This window comes from Agrococcus pavilionensis RW1 (assembly GCF_000400485.1).
Taxonomy (GTDB): Bacteria; Actinomycetota; Actinomycetes; order Actinomycetales; family Microbacteriaceae; genus Agrococcus; species Agrococcus pavilionensis.
The window spans coordinates 112,034-129,759 of sequence record NZ_ASHR01000014.1; the positions used below are offsets into that span (position 1 = coordinate 112,034).

Below are 17,726 nucleotides of genomic sequence, written 5' to 3' on the forward strand. Positions count from 1 at the left end.
GCGGGCCGCACGCATCCGTCGCTCGTCAGCGCTCGATGTCGACGTCCTTCGTCTCCTTCGAGACGATGAGCGCGATGAGCGTCAGCAGGCCTGCGCCGGCGAGGTAGATGCCCACCCAGAACGGGCTGCCCTCGCCGAGCGTCCACAGCGCGACGGCGATGAACGGCGCGACGGCGGCGCCGAGGATCGACGAGACGTTGTAGGAGATGCCCGAGCCGGTGTAGCGCACGTTGGTCGGGAACAGCTCCGGCAGGAGGGCGCCCATCGGGCCGAAGGTGAAGCCCATGAGCGACATGCCGATGATGAGCCACGCCATGACGCCGAAGAGCCCGCCGCCCGTGAGCGGCACCCACAGCAGGCCGAAGACGATGATGGCTGCGGTGACCCAGATGAGCGTCTTGCGGCGGCCGAAGCGATCGGCGAGCGGGCCCGAGACGAGCGTGAAGATGCCGAAGAAGACGACGCCCACGATGAGCATGAGCACGAAGGTGTTGTACGAGTAGCCGAGGCCCGGCACCGCCGCATCCACCGGCGCGCGGCCGTAGGTGAGCGAGAACGCCGTCATCAGGTAGAAGAGCACGTACGTCGCGAGCATGAAGAAGGTGCCGAGGATGAGCTCCTTCCAGTGGTCGCGGAACACGGTCGCGAGCGGCAGGCGCTGCACCGCGCCGCTCGACTTCGCCTTCGAGAACGCGGTCGACTCGACGAGCTTGAGGCGCACGTAGAGGCCGACGATGACCATCACGGCGGAGAACAGGAACGGGATGCGCCAGCCCCACTCGAGGAACGCCTCGGACGGCATCGAGGGGTCGTCGCTCGGCAGCGCCGCGGCGATGATGAGGAAGAGGCCGTTCGCGATGATGAAGCCGATCGGCGCGCCGAGCTGCGGGAACGTGCCGTACCAGGCGCGCTTGCCCACCGGGGCGTTCTCGGTTGCGACGAGCGCCGCGCCCGACCACTCACCGCCGAGCGCGAAGCCCTGCGCGAGGCGCATGAGCACGAGCAGCGCCGCCGCGATCCAGCCCACCTGGGCGTAGGTCGGCAGCACGCCGATGAGGAACGTCGCGACGCCCATCGTGAGGAGGGCGCCGACGAGCGTCACCTTGCGGCCGTGCTTGTCGCCGAGGTGGCCGAAGACGATCGAGCCGACCGGGCGCGCGACCATCGCGGCGCCGAAGACCGCGAACGACGACAGCAGCGCCGTCGTCTCGTCGCCGGCCGGGAAGAAGAGGTGCGGGAACACGAGCACGGCGGCGGTCGCGTAGACGTAGAAGTCGTAGAACTCGATCGTGGTGCCGACGAGGCTCGCGAAGATGACGCGGCCGCGGGAGTTGGCCGGCTTGGACGGCGCGGAGGACGCCTGGGTTGCGGAGATGGACATGCTGCTTCCTGGTAAGCGTCGCGCGCGCGATGGTCGCGGGTGTGCTGGCGCGCGTTGGAGCGGTCCGCTCGTGACGGCCCGGCCGCGTGGGAGCCACTTTCGGCTCCGGGGGACGACCTGCCCAGTGTAACGAGTGTCTGATACCTCGGTCCCTGCCGGCTACGGCCGCATGGACGACAGCGACCGGAGCGCGAGCGCGGCCTCGACGACCGCCTCGGCCGCCTCGCGGCCCTTGTCCTCCTTCGAGCCGGGCAGGCCCGCGCGATCGATGCCCTGCTGCTCGTCCTCGAGGGTGAGCACCCCGAAGCCGACGGGCTTGCCCGTGCGCACGGCGACCTCCGTCAGCCCCATGGTGGCGGCGTGCGAGACGTACTCGAAGTGCGGGGTGCCCCCGCGGATGATCACGCCGAGCGCGACCGCGCCGTCGAAGCCGGCTTCGAGCGCGCCCTGCGCGACGACCGGCAGTTCGAACGCGCCCGGCACGGGCAGCTCGACGACCTCCGCGCCGGTCTCCGCGAGCGCGCGGCGCGCGCCCTCCAGCAGGCCGTCCGCGATGCGCTCGTGCCAGCGGCCGTGCACGATCGCGATGCGCAGCCCGCGTCCGTCGAGGCGGTGGGTCTCGGGGCGTCCCTCTCCGGCCATCAGTGCTCTCCCTGCTCGTCGTTCTGGGTGATGACCGCCGGCAGCTGGTGCCCCATGCGGTCGCGCTTCGCCTGCAGGTACTGCTCGTTGAAGGTGCCGACCCCGACGAGCAGCGGCACGAGCTCGGAGACCTCGACGCCGTGCTTCTCGAGCTCCGCCTGCTTGAGCGGGTTGTTCGAGAGCAGCCGGATCGACTCGAGCCCCTGCTGCTTGAGGATCGCCGCCGCGGCGCCGTACTCGCGCGCGTCAGCGGGCAGGCCGAGCGCGAGGTTGGCGTCGAGCGTGTCGAGGCCGTCCTCCTGCAGGCGGTAGGCCTTGAGCTTGTTGATGAGGCCGATGCCGCGCCCCTCCTGCCCGCGCAGGTACACGACCATGCCGTTGCCCGACTCCTGCACCTGCTGCATCGCCGCGTCGAGCTGCGGGCCGCACTCGCACTTGAGCGAGTGGAGGGCTTCGCCCGTGAGGCACTCGGAGTGCACGCGCACGAGCGCGCCGTCGGAGAGCTGCCCGGCGATGATCGCGACGTGGTCGGCGCCCGTCTGGCGGTCGCGGTAGGCGGCCATGCGGAAGGTGCCCCAGCGGGTCGGCACGTTCGTCTCGACCTCGAACGACACGCGCGCCGACTCCTCGTTCGCGCCCTTGCACGCGGTCGGCAGGCCGCCGGCGTCGAGGTAGTCGATGAGGTCGGCGATCGTGATGACGGGCAGGCCGTGCTCCTCGCCGAACGCGATGAGCGAGGGGAGCCGGCGCAGCTCGCCCGAGTCCTCGACGAGCTCGCCGATCGCCGCGACCGGCTCGAGGCCCGCGAGCTGCATGAGCTCGACGGCCGCCTCGGTGTGGCCGGGGCGCTGCCGCACGCCGCCCTCGACGGCGCGCAGCGGCACGATGTGGCCGGGCCGGCGGAGGTCGGCGGGCGTCGCGGCCGGGTTCGCGAGCACGCGCAGCGTGTGCGCGCGGTCGTCGGCGGAGATGCCCGTGCTGTCGCGGTCGGCGGCGTCGACGGTGATCGTGTACGCCGTCTGCCGCGAGTCCTCGTTCTCGAGCACCATGAGCGGCAGCCCGAGCTCGTCGGCCCGCTCGCCCGTGAGCGGCGCGCACAGGTAGCCGGAGCTGTGGCGCACCAGGAAGGCGATCCACTCGGCCGTCGCGAGCTGCGCCGAGAGGATGAGGTCGCCCTCGTTCTCGCGGCCCTCGTCGTCGACGACGATGATCGGCTTCCGGGCGCGGAGCGCCTCGAGCGCCGCGTCGATCGTGGTGATGCTCATCGTGCGTCCTCCCGCTGGAGCATGCGCTCGACGTGGCGAGCGACGATGTCGGTCTCGATGTTGACCCGGTCCCCGACGGCGCGGAACCCGAGGGTCGTCGACTCGAGCGTCTCGGGGATGAGCGAGACCTCGAACCACTGCTCGGCCTCGCTCGGCGCGCTCACGCCCGACACGGTGAGGCTGATGCCGTCGACGGCGATCGAGCCCTTCCGCACCACGAGATGCGCGAGCTCGGGCGCGAGCGAGAAGCGCACCGTGCGCTGGCCGTCGCCGTCGGTGACGGCGAGCACGGTCGCGGTGCCGTCGATGTGCCCCTGCACGATGTGGCCGCCGAGGCGGTCGCCGACCGCGGCGGCGCGCTCGAGGTTCACGCGGTCGCCCGCCCGGCGGTCGCCCAGCGTGGACATGTCGACCGAGATCTGCATGACGTCGGCCGTGAACGCATCCGTCGTCTGCTCGACGACCGTGAGGCACAGGCCGTTGACGGCGATCGAGTCGCCGTGCGACGCGTCGCTCACGACGAGGGGGCCGCGCACGGTGAGGCGCCACGCGTCGCCCTGCTCGGATCGGTGCGGCTCGAACGAGACGATCTCGCCGAGCTCTTCGATGATGCCGGTGAACATCACTGCTCGCTCTCTGTCGTGGCCTCGACCAGCAGGTCGCGGCCGAGCTGCTCGAGTCGCGTGACCGCGAGGCGGCGCTGCTCGTCGATGGTGCCGACGCCGATGGCGTCGATCGCGGTGCGCGGGCCCCCGAGGAGGGTCGGCGCGAGGTAGATCGTGAAACGGTCGGCGAGCCCGGCGCGGATGAACGCGCTCGCGAGCGTCGGGCCGCCCTCGACGTAGAGGGATTGGATGCCGTCGGCGGCGAGGGCGCGGAGCTCGGCCTCGATGTCGCGGCCGGCCGTGCGGAGGCCGCGCGGGTGCGCGCGGAGCGCGGCGGCTGCGGGGATGTCCCGCTCGCCGAAGACGACGGGGAGCGGCTGCGGGGCGTCGTCGACGCCGGGGATGCGCGCGGTGAGCTTGGGGTCGTCGGCGAGCACCGTGCCCGTGCCGACGGCGATCGCGTCGTGCGCGCTGCGCTCGCGGTGCACGTGCGCCCGCGCCTCGGGGCCGGTGATCCACCGACTCGAGCCGTCGGCGGCGGCGGCGCGGCCGTCGAGCGACTGCGCCCACTTGACGGTCACGCGGGGCCGGCCGGTGCGCTGCACGAAGAGCCAGTCGGCGATGAGCGCCTCGCCCTCGGCCTCGTCGAGCCGCTCGACCTCGACGCCGGCCACGGCGAGGCGCGCGGCGCCGCCGGAGGAGGCCTCGCCGGGATCGGCGGCGGCGTGCACGACGCGGGCGACGCCGGCCTCGAGCAGCGCGACCGCGCAGGGGCCGGTGCGGCCGGTGTGGTTGCAGGGCTCGAGGGTGACGACGGCGGTGGCGCCTCGGGCCTCGCCGGGCGCGAGCTTCGAGAGCGCGTCGACCTCGGCGTGCGGAGTGCCGGCGCCGCGGTGCCAGCCCTCGGCGAGCACGCGCCCGTCGGGGGAGAGGATGACGGCGCCGACCTGCGGGTTCACGCCCCGAGGGCCGAGCAGCGCGAGCTCGCGCGCGCGAGCCATCGCGCTGCGCTCCGCCGCGCTGATGCTCGCGGTGCCGTTGCCTGCCATGCCGTTCCCTTCCGAACGCGCGCGGGGAACGGGGGGTCGCGAGCGACCCCACGTGCGCCTCCCCTCCGGACTCTCACCGTCGGTGCTGGAATTCCACCAGCTCAGCCGATCGGCCGCTCGGGTTCGAGCGGGCCTCTCGGGTCGCGGACTGTCACCGCCGGTTCAGACTTGCACTGACCCCGGGCACGTTGCACTTGCCACCCTACAACTCGACTCCCGCGCGCCCCATTCCCGCCCGACGCAGCCCGGCCTCGCGCAGAATTCCGGCACTCTGCGCGGAACGGGCCCGCTGAGCGCAGAGTTCCGGCACTCTGCGGCGGGCGCGGCGGCGGCGGTCAGTCGAGGGGCGGCCAGGGGCGGGCGTCGGCGGGCATGCCCGACGCGACCCGCACGGCGTGGTGCTGCAGCACCGGCTCGCCGCGCTGCGTGCCCTGCTCGGTGCCGAGGTAGGCGAAGCCGGCGGCCTTCGCGACCCGCATCGAGCCGAGGTTGCCGTCGTAGCAGCGCCAGTGCACCTCGGGCCACGTCAAGCAGCCCTCCGCGTGCCCGACCACGGTGCGCAGCGCATCCGCCATGAGTCCCTTGCCCTGCGCGTCGGGGTGCAGCCAGAAGCCGACCTCGCCGCGCTCGGTGCGGAGCCCGATGACCCCCGCGAGCGGCCCGCGCAGCGATTCGCGGATCGCCCACACGCGCTCATCGTGCTCGCCGCGCCAGCCGGCGGGCGCGAACCCCCGCACGAAGCCCTCCGCGTCGGCGCGCGAGTAGGGCCACGGGGTGTCGAGGAACCGCCGCGCCTGCTCGGTCGAGCACGCCTCGACGACCCGGTCGACGTCGTCCTCGCGCAGCGCCGTCAGCAGCACCGTGCGGCCGAGCACCGGCAGCGAGGGTCCCGCGAGCGGCGCGGCGCTCATCGCAGCCCCATCGCCTCCAGCGCGCGGGCGAGCGTCGCGTCGGCCACCTCGGCCGCGCGCTCGGCGTTCGCGGCGAGCAGCCGGTCGAGCTCGGCGGGATCGGCGAGCAGCTCGAGCGTGCGCTCCCGCACTGGCGCGAGCTCGGCGACGACCGCGTCCGCGACCGCGGTCTTGAAGACGCCGTAGCCCTCGCCCGCGAACTCTGCCTCGAGCGACGCGACGGGTGTGCCCGTCATCGCCGAGAGGATGTCGAGCAGGTTCGTCACCCCGGGCTTCGCGGCCCGGTCGGCGCGGATCGAGCCGTCGGTGTCGGTGACGGCCGAGCGGATCTTCTTCGCCGTCCTCGAGGGCTCGTCGAGCAGCCAGATGACGCCCTTGTCGTTGTCGGCCGACTTCGACATCTTCGACTCGGGCGATTGGAGGTCGTAGATGCGCGCGCCGCCCGCGAGGATGACGGGCTTCGGCACCGTGAACGTCTTCCCGAAGCGCTTGTTGAAGCGCTCGGCGAGGTCGCGCGTGAGCTCGACGTGCTGCTTCTGGTCGTCGCCGACCGGCACGACCTCGGTGTCGTAGAGCAGGATGTCGGCGGCCATGAGGATCGGGTACGTGAACAGGCCGACCGAGGCCGCCTCCTGCCCGCCCTTGACCGTCTTGTCCTTGAACTGCGTCATCCGGCTCGCCTCGCCGAAGCCCGTGATGGTCGCGAGCAGCCACTGCAGCTGCGCGTGCGCGGCGACGTGCGACTGCACGTACAGGCACGAGCGATCGGGGTCGATGCCGCCCGCGATGTACTGCGCGGCGAGCGTCCGCACCTGCTCGCGCAGCACATCCGGAGCCTGCGGCACCGTGATCGCGTGCAGGTCGACGATCGAGAAGAAGGCGTCGAAGTCGCCCTGCATCGCGCGCCACTGCTGCAGCGCGCCGATGTAGTTGCCGAGGTGGAGCGAGCCCGAGGAGGGCTGCATCCCCGAGTAGAGGCGGGGGTTGGGCATGGATGCGTTCCTGGGGTTCGTGATCAGAGGTCGTAGTCGACGATGACGGGGGCGTGGTCGGACCATCGCGTGTCCCACGCGCTCGCCCGGTCGATCCGGTAGTCGCGCGCGACCTGCGCGAGGGCGGGGGAGGCCATGTGGTAGTCGATGCGCCAGCCGGTGTCGGTGTCGAACGCCTTGCCGCGCTGCGACCACCACGTGTAGGGGCCCTCGACGTCGGGGTGCGCGGCGCGGCCGACGTCGACCCAGCCGTGCCCGCGACCGCGCTTGCCGTCGACGCCCGTCACCATGCCGGTGCCGAAGAAGCGGTCGAGGTAGCTGCGCTCCTCGGGCAGGAAGCCGGCGTTCTTCTGGTTGCCCTTCCAGTTCTTGATGTCGAGGGGCGTGTGGCCGACGTTGAAGTCGCCCATCACGACGACGTGCTCGGCGTGCTGCCGCAGCTGCGGCAGCCGCTTGGCCATCGACTCGAGGAAGCGGTACTTGTCGTCCTGCTTCTGGCTGCCGACCTCGCCGCCCGAGTGGACGTAGGCCGAGACGACCGTCAGCAGCGTCTCGCCGACGAGGAAGTCGGCCTCGAGCCAGCGGCCCTTCGTGTCGAAGGTCTTCAGCCCGATGTCGGTGCGGTGCTCGATCGAGGGCTCGCGCGAGAGCACGGCGACGCCTGCGCGGCCCTTCGCGGTCGCGGGGTCGTGCAGCACGTGCCAGCCCGGCACGAGCGGCAGCAGGTCCTCGTCGAGGGCGCGCACCTCCTGCAGCGCGACGATGTCGAAGCCGCCGGCCTCGAGCCACTCGCCCATGCCCTTGCGGAAGGCGGCGCGCACGCCGTTGACGTTGACGGAGGCGATGCGGACCATGCGATCGAGCCTACCGAGGCTCGCCGACGCGCGGCTCCGCGGCGGGCGCGCCTCCGCTGCTCAGCGGAGCCGCTTCGCGAGCCGGCGGTGCACCTTCGCGGCGTCGTCGCCGTCGCGGCGGGCGGCCCGCACCTCCTCGAGCAGCTCCGCCGCCCGCTCGGGGGTGAGCGTCGCGTCGAGCCCGCCGATCTCGACGAGCCTCGTGTAGGCGCGGCCCGTGTCGGTGACCGCGACGAGCGCGAGCACGACGAGCAGCACCTGCATGATGAAGCCGAGCCAGATGAGGATGATGACGGGCGCGGCGATCCCCGCGAGCAGCGGGTTGTTCTCGACCCCGCGGAACAGCAGCGTCGCGAGCTGCTTGAGCACGAAGAAGGCGACGCCGCACGCGAGGGCCGCGGGCACCATCTGCTTCGCGGGCAGCCGCAGCCGCCCGCCGAAGCGGTAGAGCAGCAGCACGACCGTCGAGTCGAGCACGAGCTGCACCGCGTAGCCGATCAGCTGCGCCGACCAGCCGAGCCCGAGCGCGTCCGCGAGGCTCTGCGTCACGACGAGCACGGCGGAGGAGACGACGACGAGCAGCCCGATGCCGATCGCGACGCCGAGGTCGCCGAGCTTGAGCAACAGGAAGTTCGACGGTGCCGCGCCGAGGTCGAACATCGCGCGGAAGCCCTCGCGGCTCACCGCGATCCACGCGATCGCGGTGATGAGGATCGCGACCGAGGCGATGAGGCCCGTGTAGCCGACGATGCTCGAGCCCGTGAGCTGCTCGACGTCGAGTGCCCCCTCGGGCCCGAGCAGCCCGGGGATCGCGGATCCGACCGACTCGATGACGGCCTCGCGCAGCACGACGTTGTCGCCCAGCACCGCCATGAAGATGGAGAAGGCGAGGAAGAGGGCGGCGAAGAGCGACAGGAACGCCTGCAGCGTCATGCCCTGCGCGAGCACGGGGCCGCGCATCTCGAGGAAGCGCTGCCACGCCCGCACCGGCCACGACCGCATCACGCGGTCGACCAGCTGCTTCATGGGCCCCCTCGCACGCTCGTGGCAACGCTCGGCGAGGCCAGCGTAGTGTTGCCGCATGAGTGCGCTCGCAGGAGTCGGGGTCGGGCGCGGCATCGCTGCCGCGAAGGTGCTGAGGATGCCGGAGCCGCTCGCCCCGCCGAGCGACGAGCCCCTCGCAGCCGCCCCCGACGCGGAGCACGCGCGCGTGCAGGAGGCGCTCCAGCACGTCGCCGACGAGCTCAACGCTCGGGCCGCCGCCGCGGGCGGCGAGGCGCAGCAGGTGCTCGAGGCGGCGGCGCTCATGGCGCAGGATCCGGCGATCCTCGACGACGTGCGCTCGCGGCTCGAGGGCGGTGCGAACGCCGAGCGGGCGACGTGGGATGCGTACGCGGCGTTCCGCGAGATGCTCACGGCGATGGGCGGCTACATGGGCGAGCGGGCGACCGACCTCGACGACGTGGCCCAGCGGGTCGTGGCGCGGCTGCGAGGCGTGCCGGCGCCGGGCGTGCCGGTCTCGGACGAGCCCTTCATCCTCGTCGCGCGCGACCTCGCGCCCGCCGACACCGCGACCCTCGACCTCGAGCGCACGCTCGCGCTCGTCACCCAGGAGGGCGGGCCCACCTCCCACACCGCCATCCTCGCGCGCTCGAAGTCGCTCCCGGCGGTCGTCGGCGTCGTGGGGCTGCTCGACGCGGCCGCCGACGGGCAGCGCGCGATCGTGGACGCGCGGGCCGGCACGGTCGAGCTCGACCCCGACGACGCATCCGTCGACGCCGCGCTCGCCGAGCGGGAGGCGCGCCTCGCCGCCGCCTCCGCGCCGATCACCGAGGGCGCGCTCGCCGACGGCACGAAGGTGCCGCTGCTCGCGAACGTCGGCTCGCCGAAGGACGCGGCGGCCGCGGTCGCAGCCGGTGCCGAGGGCGTGGGGCTCTTCCGCACCGAGTTCCTCTTCCTGGACGCGTCCGCGGCGCCGAGCGTCGAGCAGCAGACGGCGTCGTACACCGAGCTGCTGCAGGCATTCCCCGGCAAGAAGGTCGTCGCGCGCGTGCTCGACGCGGGCGCCGACAAGCCGCTGTCGTTCCTGAACGACGCGCACGAGGAGAACCCGGCGCTCGGGCTGCGCGGCATCCGCGCGCTGCGCGCGAACGAGGCGATCCTGCGCGACCAGCTCACGGCGCTCGCGAACGCCGACGCGGCGACCGAGGCCGAGCTGTGGGTGATGGCGCCCATGATCGCCGACGTGGAGGAGGCGGAGTACTTCGTCGCGCTCGGCCGCGAGCTCGGCCTCAAGGTCGTGGGCGCGATGGCGGAGGTGCCCTCGATCGCCGTCGTCGCCGACCAGGTGGTCGAGGCGTGCGACTTCGTCTCGATCGGCACGAACGACCTCACGCAGTACACGCTCGCCGCCGACCGGCAGCTCGGCTCGGTCGCGGCGCTGCAGGACCCGTGGCACCCGGCGGTGCTGCGGCTCGTGAAGATGCTGGGGGATGCGGGGGCTCGCGCGGGCACGCCGGTGGGCGTGTGCGGCGAGGCGGCTGCCGACCCCGCGCTCGCGGTCGTGCTCGTCGGGCTCGGCGTCACGACGCTCTCGATGAGCGCGTCGGCGATCGCCGACGTGCGCGCCGAGCTGCTGACGGTGACGCTGGATGAGGCGCGCGCGCGGGCTGAGCGCGTGCTCGCCGCCCGGTCGGCCGCCGAGGCGCGGCAGCTCGCCGCCGCCGTCTCTGCGGGCTGAGGCTCAGCCCACCCCGGAGGTCCGCTTCCGCGAGCCCTGCGCCCGCGCGATCGCGACCGCGAACTCGCGGGCCCGCTCGCGCTCGCCCTCGATCGGCAGCACGACGACCTCGCGCGCCACGGCGCCCACCTGCTTGCGCAGCCGACGCCTCGCGCGCGATCGCCGCGCCGCGCCGACGGCGCCGCCGATGATCGCGCCGACGACGCCGAGCACGACGCCGAGCAGCAGCCCGCCGATGAGCAGGGCGAGCGGGATCGGCCAGCCGTCGAGCCACGTCGCGGTGCCCTCGACCTGCGGGATGACCGGCGCGACCATGCCCCACAGCGGCAGCAGCACCGGCAGCAGCAGCCACACGCCGCCGAGCACGGCGGCGATGAGCGCGAGCCACTGGAGCGCGCCGAGCAGCGGCCACCACCACGAGGCGCGAGCGCCGAGGTCGGTGCGCGCGACCGCCCGGTCGAGCTCGGAGGGCAGCGACTCGAGCGCGACCGCCGCGTGCTCGTGGATCGCCGCCGACCAGCCCTCGCCGAGCCCCGCCGCGGCCGCGTCGGCGTAGCTGCGCACCGCGGTGCCGGCCTGCGCGCGCTGCGCGGCGCTCATCGGCGGCAGGCTCGTGCGGTGCACCTCGGCGTCGCGCCGCGCGTCGCGACCGGGCGAGAGGTGGAGGCGCCGCAGCGGGTCGGGCGCGAGCCGCAGCACCCACGACGTGAGCGGCCAGCCCGTCACCTGCCCGGCGCGCTTGCGGTAGGAGCCGGCGACCGCGTTCGCGACCGCGTCGACGTTCGCGGCGGCCGCGAGGCCGCGCTCGAGCGACTGGGTGTCGGCGGCGCGCACCCTGCCCGGCACGCCCGCGGCCTCGAGCCGGCCCGCGACCGAGCGGATGTCGGCGGCGAGCCGCTGCGACGCCGCCTTCCGCTCCGCCGCGAAGCGGGCGATCACGCGCCGCAGGTCGTCGACCCCCGCGCCCGTCGTCGCCGACACCGGCAGCACGAGCACGTCGCCGAGCCCGTCGCGGCGGAGCAGCCCGCGCAGCGACTCGACGACGCGGCCGACCTCGGCCTCCGGCAGTCGGTCGACCTGGTTGAGCACCGCGGTCGTCACGGCCGCGTGGCTCGCGAGCGGCGCGATGAAGTCGCGGTGGATGACGGCGTCGGCGTACTTCTGCGGGTCGACGACCCAGACGAGCACGTCGACCTGGCCCGCGAGCCGCTCGGCGATCGCCCGGTGCTCGAGCGCCACCGAGTCGAAGTCGGGCAGGTCGAGCACGATGAGCGAGAGGTCCTGCCCCTCGGCGAACGGCCGCTCGACGATGCGCCGGTCGCTCACCTGCAGCCAGTCGAGCAGGGCGGATGCGCCGCGCGGGTTCCAGACGGCGGCGAGCGGCACCGAGGTGGTCGGGCGCCGCACGTGCGTCGTGGCGATCGGCTCGCCGACGAGCGCGTTCATGAGCGACGACTTGCCGGAGCCCGTCGCGCCGAAGAAGCCGACGACGGTGTGCTCCGACGAGAGCGCGCGGCGCTCGGCGGCGCTCGCGACGATGCGCCGCACCGCCTCGAGCTCGTCCTCCGGCACCCGGCCCGCGCCGAGCTCGGCCGCCTCGGAGAGCGCGCCGAGCAGCGCGTCGACGGTCGGCTCGCTCACCGGCCGGCCTCGTCGTCGTGGTCGGGGCGGGCGCGCGGCAGCACCGGCGGCGGCGCCCAGCGCGAGGGCCGCTCGAGCTCACGCACCTCGTCGGCCTCGCCCTCGAGCGGCGGCTCCCCGTCGTCGTCGAGCACCTCCGCCTCGACGAGGTCGCTGCGCTGCACCTCGCGCGAGGTCGGGCTCGCGGCGCCCACCGACCGCATCGCGGTCTCGAGCTCCGCCGCCCGGTCGCGCAGCGCATCCGCCGTCGTGCCCCGCTCGACCGGCTCGAGCAGCGCGTCCCAGCGGGCCGCCTCGGCGTCCATGAGCGCGCGCACGCGGGCGTCGAGGTCGTCGCGCGCCTGCGCGGCGAGGCGACGCACGGCGTCCTCGCCGAAGATCGTCTCGAGCAGCTTCTGCCCGACGACCGCCGAGCCGCCGGCGATCGCGAGCTCGGCGCCCGTGAGGCCGCCGGTCGAGCCGAACACGACGACCATGAGCGCGACCGTGATGACGTTGAGGCCGAGCGACATGACGCGCGCCTTCGTGCGCTTGCCCGCGGCCTGCTCGGTGATGAGCTCGATGAGGCCCTGCTGCCACTCGCGCACGAGCCGGCTCGCGCGCTCGGAGAGGTCGGGGGACGGATGCGCGAGGTCGATGCCGCTCGTCAGCTGCCGCCCGACCGCGCCCTGCCGCACGCGCGACCAGGCGTCGGATGCGGCGCGACCGGCCTCGTCGACCATGACGGCGAGCAGGCCGCTCTCGATCTCGTGCTCGACCTCGACGGCGGGCGCGGGCCTGCCCTGGAACCACGCGACGACGCGGTCGCGCGTGCGGGAGTACCAGGACTCGACGGTGCGGAAGACGTCGGAGGTGCCGACGAAGTCCTGCCAGCGCGCGAGCACCTCGCCGCGCAGCAGCACGCCGTCGCGCGTCGCCTCGTGCACGCGCTCGGCCGCGTCGTCGTGGGCCGTGCGCACCGTGGCGCGCAGATCGCGGACGACGACGAGCTGCTCGTCGCGCGCCTCGGCGACCGCGCGAGCGGTGACCGCGAGCCGCTCGACCGCCCCGGCGAGCGTGCGCCCGGCGACGCGGGCGCGCTCGGCGCGATCGCCGGCGATGCCCTGCAGCCACCCGCCGACCGCCGCGGCGGCGCTCGCGGGCAGCATCCCGCGCTCGTCGAGCGGCGACTCGGTGACGACGAAGACGGGCGCGGTGCCGAGGCCGCGCGCGGCGAGCATCTGCCGCAGGTCGGCCTCGACCTCGGCCTCGGCGCCCGGCGGCACGCGTCCCAGCACGACGCCGACCGTGATGTCGCGCGCGGCGGCGTCGTCGAGCAGCCGCCACGGCACCGCGTCGGCGTAGCGGTTCGCGGTCGTGCAGAAGAGCCACAGGTCGGCCGCGGCGAGCAGCTGCGCCGCGAGCTGCCGGTTCTCGTCGGCGATCGAGTCGACGTCGGGCGCGTCGAGGATCGCGAGCTCGCGCGGCACGCGGTCGTCGGCGACGAGCACGACCGAGCCGACGAGCGCGGCATCGGGGTCGTCGCCCGCCTCGTGCGACGGTGGCTCGCGCACGACGCCCGTGATGCGGGAGAGCCCCGGCAGGATGCGTGAGGAGGCGAACCACGCGGCATCGGCGGGGGAGTGGAGCAGGATCGGCTGCCGGGTCGTCGGGCGGATGACGCCCGTGCGGGTCACGGGGTGGCCGACGAGGGCGTTGACGAGCGTCGACTTGCCCGCACCGGTCGAGCCGCCGACCACCGCGAGCAGCGGCGCGTCGAGGTGCGCGAGCCGCGGCTGGATGTAGTCGTCGATCTGCCGCACCGCGGCCTTCCGGGCGTCGCGCGCGGCGTCGGCGCCCGCGACCGCGAGCGGGAGGGCGACGCCCTCGAGCGCTGCCCGCAGCGCGTCGAGGCGGTCGAGCGCCGCGATCGTGTCGGTCACGCCGCCAGTCTGCCCCATCGCGCGCTCGGGTCGGGTGCGGCGCGGCCGCTCAGCGGCGCCGGCCGCGGAGGCGCGCGACGATCGTCGCGATCGCGATGAGCGCGGCGGCGGCGATCGCCGCGATGCCGGTGGGCACCGACTCCGGCTCGCCGGTGAAGCGGCCGACGGCGATCCACGCGAGGCCCCACGTCATGGCGAGCGCCGGGGCGATGCGGCCGCGGCTCCAGAGCGCGAGCGCGACGCCGATGAGCGCGACGACCGCGAGCACGGCGATCGACCAGGGCTCGAACGGGGAGGGCTCGACGCCGAGGTCGGCGAGGAACGCGGCGGTGTTCGCGGCGGTCGCGACCGAGACCCAGCCGAGGTAGAGGCCGAACGTGCCGTCGACGACGAGGGCCTCGACCCACGAGTCGGGGCGGCCGCGGCGCAGCAGCACGAAGATCGCGATGAGCACCGCGAGCAGCGCGACGATGATGACCTCGGTGAGCCACAGCACGTCGGCCTGCGCGGCGAGGATCCACGCCGCGTTGAGCACGAGCGAGCCGATCGCGAGCCAGCCGGTCGCGCGCTGGCGGCGGTCGGCGTGCTGCTTGGGGAGCACTTGCCACACGGCGTAGGCGGCGAGGCCGAAGTAGATGACGCTCCAGATCGAGAACGCGGGGCCGTCGGGCGCGATCGGCGTCGCGGCGTCGGAGAGCGCGCCGCCCGCCGACGAGCCGATCTCCTGCCCGCCGAAGAGGCCGCCGCCGAGCGTCGCGGCGGCGATCGTGATCGGCAGCGCGAGCAGCGCCGCCCACGCGCGGACGCGGTCGGCAGTCGTGGGTGCGCCGTTCCTCGAGAGCGGGGCGCGGGTCTCGGATGCGGTAGCCATGGCGGCGACGATACGTTGCCAGGCTAACAATCTCCTGGGCCCGGACGACGGAGGGCCGGTCCCGAGCGGGACCGGCCCTCCGTGCAGGTGGCTCGGCTAGAGCTTGACGCCGGAGATGAGCGCCTGCTTGACCTCTGCGATCGCCTTGGTGACCTGGATGCCGCGAGGGCACGCATCCGTGCAGTTGAAGGTCGTGCGGCAGCGCCACACGCCCTCCTTGTCGTTGAGGATGTCGAGCCGCACCTGGCTCGCCTCGTCGCGCGAGTCGAAGATGAAGCGGTGCGCGTTCACGATCGCGGCCGGGCCGAAGTACTGGCCGTCGGTCCAGAACACGGGGCACGAGGTCGTGCACGCCGCGCACAGGATGCACTTCGTCGTGTCGTCGAAGCGCTCGCGCTGCGCGATCGTCTGGTGGCGCTCCTTCTCGGGCTTGCCCGAGGCCTGCAGGAACGGCTGGATCTCGCGGAAGGAGTCGAAGAACGGCTCCATGTTGACGATGAGGTCCTTCTCGAGCGGCAGGCCCTTGATCGCCTCGACATAGATGGGCTTCGAGATGTCGAAGTCCTTCACGAGCGCCTTGCACGCGAGGCGGTTCTTGCCGTTGATGCGCATCGCGTCGGAGCCGCAGATGCCGTGCGCGCACGAGCGGCGGAACGCGAGCGACGGGTCCTGCTCCCACTTGATGCGGTGCAGGGCGTCGAGGATGCGCTCGGTCGGGTACATCTGCACGTCGTAGTCGACCCAGCGCGGCTCGTCGTCGACCTCAGGGTCGAAGCGGCGCACGATGACCGTGACGTTGAACGACTGCGGCGCGTCGTGCGACGGGGCGGGCTGCGTCTCGCGGTCGGCGCCGTCGTACGCGTTCTCGACGGGCTTCGGCTCGGTCGACGACTGCGCGGCGGCCTCGGCGACCTGGTGCGCGCTCGACTGGTCGTCGGTCGAAGCGGTGTCGGGGCGGTCGGCCATCGGCGTCGGCGCGCCGGTGGGGCCGCTCTGCGCGGCGTGCACGCCCGAGTCCTGGCCCTTGGGGTCGCCCTGTGGCAGCTGGTTGTCGCTCATCAGTACTTCCGCTCCGTCGGCTGGTAGTGGGTCACGCGCACCGGCTTCCAGTCGAGGCGGATGCCCTGGCTGGCGCCCGTCTCGGCGGCCGTCCGATACGCCATCGTGTGCTGCATGTAGTTGACGTCGTCGCGCGTGGGGTAGTCGTCGCGCATGTGCGCGCCGCGGGACTCCTTGCGGTTGATCGCCGAGACGACGACGACCTCCGCGAGGTCGAGCAGGAAGCCGAGCTCGACCGCCTCGAGCAGGTCGGTGTTGAAGCGGCGGCCTCGGTCGTGGATGCGCACGTTCGGGTAGCGCGAGCGGAGCTTCGCGATGTCGGCGAGCGCCGTCTGCAGCGTCTCCTCGGTGCGGAACACCTGGGCGTTGCGGTCCATCGTCTCCTGCAGCGCCTTGCGGATCTCGGCGACCGACTCGGTGCCCGTGCCCTCGCGCATCTGCGCGAGCATCTTCACGACGCCGTCCGCCGCATCCGTCGGCAGGTCGACGAAGTCGGCCGTGCGAGCGTACTCGACCGCGTTGTTGCCGGCGCGCTTGCCGAACACGTTGATGTCGAGCAGCGAGTTCGTGCCGAGGCGGTTCGCGCCGTGCACCGAGACGCACGCGCACTCGCCGGCCGCGTAGAGGCCCGGGATGACGGTCTCGTTGTCGGAGAGCACCTCGGCGTCGTTGTTCGTCGGGATGCCGCCCATCGCGTAGTGCGCGGTCGGGTAGACGGGCACGCGCTCGACGACCGGGTCGACGCCGAGATAGGTGCGGGCGAACTCGGTGATGTCGGGCAGCTTCGTCTCGAGCACCTCGGCGCCCAGGTGGGTGCAGTCGAGGTAGACGTAGTCCTTGTTCGGGCCGGCGCCGCGACCGTCGAGCACCTCCTGCACCATCGAGCGGGCGACGATGTCGCGCGGCGCGAGGTCCTTGATGGTCGGTGCATAGCGCTCCATGAAGCGCTCACCCGAGGCGTTCCGCAGGATCGCGCCCTCGCCGCGGGCGCCCTCGGTGAGGAGGATGCCGAGGCCGGCGAGGCCCGTCGGGTGGAACTGGTAGAACTCCATGTCCTCGAGCGGCAGGCCCTTGCGCCAGATGATGCCGACGCCGTCGCCCGTGAGCGTGTGCGCGTTCGAGGTGGTCTTGTAGATCTTGCCGAAGCCGCCGGTCGCGAAGATGACGGCCTTGCCCTGGAAGACGTGGATCTCGCCGGTCGCGAGCTCGTAGGCGACGACGCCCGCGACGCGCTTGCCGAGCGGCGTCTCGGTCATGACGAGGTCGAGCGCGTAGAACTCGTTGAAGAACTCGACGCCGTGCTTGACGCAGTTCTGGTACAGCGTCTGCAGGATCATGTGGCCGGTGCGGTCGGCGGCGTAGCACGCGCGTCGCACGGGCGCCTTGCCGTGGTCGCGCGTGTGCCCGCCGAAGCGGCGCTGGTCGATCTTGCCGTCCGGCGTGCGGTTGAACGGCAGGCCCATGTTCTCGAGGTCGTAGACCGCGTCGATCGCCTCGCGCGTCAGGATCTCGGCCGAGTCCTGGTCGGTGAGGTAGTCACCGCCCTTGACCGTGTCGTACGTGTGCCACTCGTTGCTGTCCTCCTCGACGTTCGCGAGCGCAGCGGCCATGCCGCCCTGCGCCGCGCCCGTGTGGGAGCGGGTGGGGTAGAGCTTCGTGATGACGGCGGTCGACGCCTTCGGGGCGGCCTCGATCGCGGCGCGCATGCCCGCGCCGCCGCCGCCGATGATGAGCACGTCGTGCTGGTGGTAGTGGATGCCGTCGGTGACGGAACTCGTCTCAGCCATGTACCTG

Annotated in this window: 15 protein-coding genes and 1 riboswitch; of the genes, 1 reads left to right on the plus strand and 14 read right to left on the minus strand. The window is 73.3% G+C overall.

Going from position 1 to position 17,726, the window contains the following annotated elements; translation table 11 throughout:
- Positions 1-25: 25 nt before the first annotated feature.
- The 9 genes from L332_RS19225 to L332_RS19265 all read right to left on the minus strand — a co-directional run bounded on the left by L332_RS19225 (position 26) and on the right by L332_RS19265 (position 8,725).
- Positions 26-1,381 carry an MFS transporter gene (locus tag L332_RS19225; RefSeq protein ID WP_021009879.1) on the minus strand — a complete coding sequence of 452 codons (1,356 nt, stop codon included), beginning with the start codon at positions 1,379-1,381 and terminating at the stop codon, positions 26-28.
- Positions 1,382-1,540: 159 nt separating this feature from the next.
- The gene (ribH, locus tag L332_RS19230; RefSeq protein ID WP_021009880.1) at positions 1,541-2,023 is read right to left on the minus strand and encodes a 6,7-dimethyl-8-ribityllumazine synthase; all 483 of its coding nucleotides are present in this window, start codon (positions 2,021-2,023) and stop codon (positions 1,541-1,543) included.
- On the minus strand, positions 2,023-3,288 hold the full coding sequence (gene ribB / locus L332_RS19235) for a 3,4-dihydroxy-2-butanone-4-phosphate synthase (protein ID WP_021009881.1): 1,266 nt from the start codon (positions 3,286-3,288) through the stop codon (positions 2,023-2,025). The genes ribH and ribB overlap by 1 nt, the downstream gene beginning before the upstream one ends.
- Entirely contained in the window at positions 3,285-3,911 is a 627-nt protein-coding gene (locus L332_RS19240; protein ID WP_021009882.1) for a riboflavin synthase, read from the minus strand. Before L332_RS19240 ends, ribB begins: the two co-directional genes overlap by 4 nt.
- Complete coding sequence (ribD, locus tag L332_RS19245; protein ID WP_021009883.1) at positions 3,911-4,942, minus strand: bifunctional diaminohydroxyphosphoribosylaminopyrimidine deaminase/5-amino-6-(5-phosphoribosylamino)uracil reductase RibD; 1,032 nt, start codon at positions 4,940-4,942, stop codon at positions 3,911-3,913. The genes L332_RS19240 and ribD overlap by 1 nt, the downstream gene beginning before the upstream one ends.
- Before the next feature lie 49 nt (positions 4,943-4,991).
- Positions 4,992-5,132, minus strand: a riboswitch (FMN riboswitch).
- A gap of 145 nt (positions 5,133-5,277) precedes the next feature.
- Positions 5,278-5,853: a GNAT family N-acetyltransferase gene (locus L332_RS19250; protein WP_021009884.1), complete on the minus strand. Its 576-nt coding sequence runs from the start codon at positions 5,851-5,853 to the stop codon at positions 5,278-5,280.
- The gene (gene trpS, locus L332_RS19255; protein ID WP_021009885.1) at positions 5,850-6,845 is read right to left on the minus strand and encodes a tryptophan--tRNA ligase; all 996 of its coding nucleotides are present in this window, start codon (positions 6,843-6,845) and stop codon (positions 5,850-5,852) included. Before trpS ends, L332_RS19250 begins: the two co-directional genes overlap by 4 nt.
- 23 nt (positions 6,846-6,868) lie before the next feature.
- Positions 6,869-7,699 carry an exodeoxyribonuclease III gene (locus L332_RS19260; RefSeq protein ID WP_021009886.1) on the minus strand — a complete coding sequence of 277 codons (831 nt, stop codon included), beginning with the start codon at positions 7,697-7,699 and terminating at the stop codon, positions 6,869-6,871.
- A gap of 60 nt (positions 7,700-7,759) precedes the next feature.
- Positions 7,760-8,725, minus strand: coding sequence for a YihY/virulence factor BrkB family protein (locus tag L332_RS19265; RefSeq protein WP_021009887.1), 966 nt, complete (start codon positions 8,723-8,725; stop codon positions 7,760-7,762).
- 55 nt (positions 8,726-8,780) lie between these two features.
- On the opposite strand from L332_RS19265, the gene ptsP reads away from it, so the two are divergent.
- On the plus strand, positions 8,781-10,439 hold the full coding sequence (gene ptsP / locus L332_RS19270; protein WP_021009888.1) for a phosphoenolpyruvate--protein phosphotransferase: 1,659 nt from the start codon (positions 8,781-8,783) through the stop codon (positions 10,437-10,439).
- Positions 10,440-10,442: 3 nt separating this feature from the next.
- On the opposite strand, the gene L332_RS19275 is transcribed toward ptsP, so the two are convergent.
- The 5 genes from L332_RS19275 to sdhA all read right to left on the minus strand — a co-directional run bounded on the left by L332_RS19275 (position 10,443) and on the right by sdhA (position 17,719).
- Positions 10,443-12,080, minus strand: coding sequence for a GTPase family protein (locus L332_RS19275; protein ID WP_021009889.1), 1,638 nt, complete (start codon positions 12,078-12,080; stop codon positions 10,443-10,445).
- Positions 12,077-14,002, minus strand: a complete 1,926-nt coding sequence (locus L332_RS19280) for a dynamin family protein (protein WP_021064920.1) — start codon at positions 14,000-14,002, stop codon at positions 12,077-12,079. Before L332_RS19280 ends, L332_RS19275 begins: the two co-directional genes overlap by 4 nt.
- A gap of 49 nt (positions 14,003-14,051) precedes the next feature.
- The gene (locus tag L332_RS19285; protein ID WP_021009891.1) at positions 14,052-14,873 is read right to left on the minus strand and encodes a TspO/MBR family protein; all 822 of its coding nucleotides are present in this window, start codon (positions 14,871-14,873) and stop codon (positions 14,052-14,054) included.
- Between the two features lie 96 nt (positions 14,874-14,969).
- Positions 14,970-15,839 (minus strand): succinate dehydrogenase iron-sulfur subunit, encoded by an 870-nt coding sequence (locus L332_RS0114870; protein WP_081646044.1) that lies wholly within the window; start codon positions 15,837-15,839, stop codon positions 14,970-14,972.
- 92 nt (positions 15,840-15,931) lie between these two features.
- On the minus strand, positions 15,932-17,719 hold the full coding sequence (gene sdhA / locus L332_RS19290) for a succinate dehydrogenase flavoprotein subunit (RefSeq protein WP_021009893.1): 1,788 nt from the start codon (positions 17,717-17,719) through the stop codon (positions 15,932-15,934).
- Between the last annotated feature and the right edge of the window lie 7 nt (positions 17,720-17,726).